The sequence below is a fragment of the Anabaena sp. UHCC 0451 genome, from assembly GCF_034931405.1.
Lineage (GTDB): Bacteria > Cyanobacteriota > Cyanobacteriia > Cyanobacteriales > Nostocaceae > RDYJ01.
In genome coordinates this window covers 95,220-100,412 of sequence record NZ_JAYGHA010000023.1, presented here as the reverse complement: position 1 = coordinate 100,412, position 5,193 = coordinate 95,220, and the positions used below count along the sequence as shown (strand labels likewise).

At 41.4% G+C, this 5,193-nt stretch carries 4 protein-coding genes; all 4 read right to left on the bottom strand.

Annotation, left to right across the window (positions count from 1 at the left end; all coding sequences use genetic code 11):
* On the bottom strand, positions 1-287 hold a 287-nt coding region (locus VB694_RS16915), incomplete at its 3' end, for a DUF2887 domain-containing protein (RefSeq protein WP_323361494.1).
* A gap of 102 nt (positions 288-389) precedes the next feature.
* Positions 390-2,078 carry an NAD(P)H-quinone oxidoreductase subunit 4 gene (locus VB694_RS16910; protein WP_323361493.1) on the bottom strand — a complete coding sequence of 563 codons (1,689 nt, stop codon included), beginning with the start codon at positions 2,076-2,078 and terminating at the stop codon, positions 390-392.
* A gap of 267 nt (positions 2,079-2,345) precedes the next feature.
* Positions 2,346-2,948: a K(+)-transporting ATPase subunit C gene (gene kdpC / locus VB694_RS16905; RefSeq protein WP_323361492.1), complete on the bottom strand. Its 603-nt coding sequence runs from the start codon at positions 2,946-2,948 to the stop codon at positions 2,346-2,348.
* A 127-nt stretch (positions 2,949-3,075) separates the two neighbouring features.
* Positions 3,076-5,181, bottom strand: a complete 2,106-nt coding sequence (gene kdpB, locus VB694_RS16900) for a potassium-transporting ATPase subunit KdpB (RefSeq protein ID WP_323361500.1) — start codon at positions 5,179-5,181, stop codon at positions 3,076-3,078.
* Positions 5,182-5,193 lie beyond the last annotated feature (12 nt).

The following is a 5,193-nucleotide window of genomic DNA, read 5'->3' as shown; positions in this document are numbered from 1 at the left end:
CCCAAATCATTCTTTGGTTGATATTGATTCAGATAAAGACTGATTTCGGTAAATAATTTCCAGTAAAAATCCGTTTTCGGCTGAAATTGAACTTCTACAAAGTAAACTGGCTGTTCTGGTATTTCTGAATCAGGTACAAATAGCCCATCAAAGCGAAATGCTAGTTCCTTGATTTCTACAGATGTGAATTGATATGCTTCTGCTTCTGAGGCTGGCTTACCAATCAGTTCAAAAAGGATACTGGGTAATGTCTGAAATAGTTGATAAAATATAGTATCAGTTTTCACAGGGATTACATTTTTTTATATTAGCTTAAAAGTAGCAATCTCCAATTTTTTTGAACTAGTGATTAGTCACACTAATCACTAATTTTGTTTTAGCAGTTGGGTTTATTTCAAAGTTGCCAAAACCGAGTTAACTTCAGCTTCTGAGATTCTTGGTGTCGAGAACCCATTAGCATAGATACCGGGGCTGGTTTGTGAAATGATAGTATAGGATTGACGGACATGAGCATTTACAGCCACAGTCTTAGCATCATACATCTGCATAGCTGCTTTAGGATAGAAACCAATACCGATAATTAGCACCAGAAAACAGGCAGCGATAAACACTTCTCGGGGTCTTGCATCACTATAGACGGCTTCATTTGGCAGAAGACAATCTGTACCAAAACAAGCAGTACCCTCATCTTCCTGATTTTCCAACCCTACATTGTTAATATCACAGATCAGGGCTGCATCTTTGCCATAAAAAACCTGTCGCAGCATAGAAAGCAGATAGATAGGTGTGAGGATAACGCCCACTGCGGCTAGGAAAACCGTCACAGTACAGAAGGTAGAACTGTAAACATCACTGGTTGTCAAACCCACAAAAACCGAGAGTTCACCCACAAAGCCACTCATTCCCGGTAAAGCCAAAGATGCCATTGCACCTATAGTAAACAACGCAAATACAATGGGCATGGCTTGACCAATACCGCCCATATCTTTCATTACCATTGTATGGGTGCGGTCGTAGGTGACACCTGCGAGGAAAAATAACACGGAGGCAATCAAACCGTGTGATATCATCTGCAACATTGCCCCGTTCATCCCCAAATCCGTGAAGGAGGCTAAACCTAGCAGTACAAATCCCATGTGGGAAATAGAAGAATAAGCCAAACGCCGTTTCATATTCGTTTGGGCAAAGGAGTTTAAAGCACCGTAGATAATATTCACAACACCGAGAATGGCTAAAACTGGTGCAAAGTAAATATGGGCATCGGGCAGAAGTTCCATATTCATGCGAATTAAACCATATCCGCCCATTTTCAGCAACACACCCGCCAAAATCATGGATACTGGGGAAGATGCTTCACCGTGGGCATCTGGCAACCAGGTATGTAATGGGAAAATCGCCAATTTCACCCCAAAGGCAATAAACAAACCTGCATACAGCAACAATTGTAACCCTAGAGGATAATCTTTAGCAGCCAGGGCGGTGATATCAAAACTAATATTACCGTCACCATATAACCCCATTGCTAGGGCGGCTACTAGGATAAATATAGAAGCTGCGGCGGTATATATTATAAATTTTGTAGCGGCATAACGTCGCCTTTGACCACCCCAAATACAAACTAATAGATAGACGGGAACTAGTTCCACTTCCCACATAATGAAAAATAACAGCAGGTCTTTGGCGACAAACACCCCAACCTGTGCCGAATATAACACCAACATCAGAAAGTAAAACAGGCGTGGTCTGCGGTCAACTTGCCATGCAGAAAAAATTGCTAGGGTGGTGACAAACCCTGCTAACAGTACCAAGGGTGCTGAAATACCATCAACGGCAACAGCCCAGTTTAGTCCTAACGCAGGCATCCAGGCATAATTTTCTACTAGTTGAAAACTAGCATCACTAGCATCATAATGTAGCCAAAAAGCACAGCACATTAAAGCAAAATCGGCCATGCCCACACCTAACGCATACCAACGGATCAGCTTGCCGTCTTTATCGGGCAGCACAGGAATCAAAAAGGATGCGAGGAGAGGAAATAGGACAATCGTGGTCAGCCAAGGAAATTGTTCCGCTATCATGTCAATAGAGAAAAATACTTATTTGTGTAATGATGTCATTCTACTAAAGTTTGTAACAATTTCTTTATATTCTTGATAAATTTTTACCACAGATTGATATAGAGAGAATAAATATACTCAAAACAGTTGAATCATTTGATTCTATCGGTAGGGGTAAAGTATGAGCTAAACCCCTCATCTAGGTTTTTCCTCATTTTGCCAAAGTCTATGTCCCAACCGTGTTTAGTATACCTACGAATTTTTTGTGCCTTTCTACTTAATTACTACTTATTGATTTTGCTGACGGTTGATTTCTTGTAAATCAAGAGCATAATTTAAACGTAAAACATTAACTCCCGGTTCACCAAAAATACCTAAAAATCTGCTATCAGTATATTTGTTAATTAAAGGAATGATTTCGTTTTCTTTGATGCCCCGTATCTGTGCTACTCTTGTTAACTGCTGTCGTGCTGCTTTCAAAGAAATATGAGGGTCTAAACCAGATCCAGAAATGTAAATTAAATCAGCCGCAGGTTGTATATTTTCATCTTGAAATTGAGTTGCTTGCTCAATAATTCTAGTTTTTAGTTCTGGATTACTAGGAGCAAGATTACTGCCCCCAGATATACCCGTGGGTTTGGCTTTTCTACCTTGGCTATATCTCACAGCACTGGGACGACCATGAAAATATTTATCTGATGTAAAAACTTGACCAATCAAAGACGAACCAATTGGTTGAGCATCTATATTTAAAACAACACTGCCGTTAGCTGAAGTAGGGAAGACAAACTGACCAAACCCTAACATTGCCAAAGGATAAATAATTGCAGTTAATAACCACAGTAACAAAATCATCCGAATTGCGCGGATAGTTTCTTGAATAAACACCATAATTGAATTTTAGATTTTAGATTTTAGATTTTAGATTTTAGATTTTAAAATTGGTAATTAGCAAGAGTTATTTCCCAATCCCCAGTCCCCAGTCCCCAGTCCCCAGTCCCTAATCCCCAATCCCCGATTAAGCTAAACCAGCAACTGTAATTAGCATATCTATTAATTTAATGGCAATAAATGGAGCAATTACACCACCCAAACCATAAATAAAAATGTTGCGTTGCAGAAGTTGATTAGCAGTCAAAGGTCTAAATTTTACACCCTTTAATGCTAAAGGAATCAAAGCTGGAATAATCAAAGCATTGTAAATCAGTGCCGACAATACTGCCGAATTAACACTGGTTAACTTCATAATATTCAAACTTTGTAAATTAGCAGCGGCAAAAATTACGGGAATAATCGCAAAATATTTAGCAATATCATTGGCAATAGAAAAGGTTGTTAATGCCCCACGAGTAATCAACAATTGTTTACCAATACTAACGATATCAATAAGTTTTGTGGGGTCAGAGTCTAAATCAACCATATTAGCTGCTTCCTTAGCGGCTTGAGTCCCCGTATTCATGGCTACACCAACATTAGCCTGAGCCAAAGCAGGAGCATCATTAGTTCCATCTCCTGTCATTGCCACCAGTCTACCTTCTGCCTGTTCCCGTTGGATGACGCTGATTTTATCTTCTGGTGTAGCTTCGGCGATAAATTCATCTACTCCTGCTTCTTTGGCAATCACAGAAGCGGTAATACGGTTGTCTCCTGTTAACATGATGGTACGTACTCCCATGCGCCGCAGTTGTTCAAAACGTTCACGGATACCGGGTTTAACAATATCTTTAAGATAAATAACACCGTAAATTTCATTATCGAGGCAAACGGCTAAGGGCGTACCTCCTTGGTGGGAAACTTCCTCATAAGCAGTATCTAGTTCTGGGGTCTCTCTGCCATTGTGGGAACGGACAAACCCTTTAATTGCTACCACTGCACCTTTTCGTGCCTCATGACCACCAGGTAAGTTAGTACCACTCATGCGGGTTTTGGCGGAAAATTCTACTCCTTGGGCTTGTTTGCGGTCTATATCAAATTTTGCGCCAAATTTTTCTGCGAGTCGGACAATGGAGCGACCTTCTGGAGTATCGTCAAATATACTAGCTGCCAACGCAATGTTAGCAATTTCGACCATTGAGTGACCGTTGATGGGGATAAAGGCTTCTGCTAAACGGTTGCCAAGGGTGATTGTACCTGTTTTATCTAAAACTAGAGTATTTATATCTCCACAGGCTTCCACTGCCCTTCCAGAGGTGGCAATGATGTTAAATTGGGCGACTCTATCCATACCTGCGATGCCAATAGCACTGAGTAAGCTGCCAATGGTGGTGGGGATGAGTGCTACCAACAGGGCAATTAATACGGTGACGCTGACGGGACTGTTGACATAATAAGCAAAGGCGGGCAGGGTTGCGACCACAAACAAAAAGATGAGGGTAAACACTGACAGCAAAATTGTTAAGGCAATTTCATTAGGTGTTTTTGTGCGTTCTGCACCTTCTACTAAGTCAATCATCCGGTCAATAAATCCTTTACCGGGATCAGCGGTGATGCGGATGATTAATTCATCGGAGATGATGCGCGTACCACCAGTAACAGAACTGGCAACGTCTGAACCCGATTCTTTCAATACTGGGGCTGATTCACCGGTGATGGCTGATTCATCGACGGAAGCAACACCTAAAATCACTTCCCCATCTGCGGGGATGATGTCACCTGCGACTACGTAGACGGTATCACCTTTTTTGAGGTTGGGAGAAGGGATTTCTGTGATTGTGCCATCGACGACAATTTTTTTGGCGATGGTTTCTGATCTGGTAGACCGTAAAGCATCGGCTTGGGCTTTACCTCTTCCTTGTGCTAATGCTTCGGCGAAATTGGCAAATAGAACAGTGGAAAATAAAGTCACTGTTAATAAACTGTTGAACAGTTGGGGATTTTTCTGAGTAACTGGTCCAAATATGGGGGGATAAATTGTGGCGGCTAGGGTGATGATTGTTCCTAACCAGACTAAAAACATGATGGGATTTTTAATGGCATTTTGGGGATTTAGTTTAATAAAGGTATCCCTAATTGCTCTGGTGTAGAGTCCTTTGGTGCTGACTCGTGATTTTTTGCGTTTGAGACGGCGATCGCCTGGACGCGGCCGGGAGGATTTAGGTCTGGGAGTAGTTGCAGCAAAATTCATAATTAGGGATTG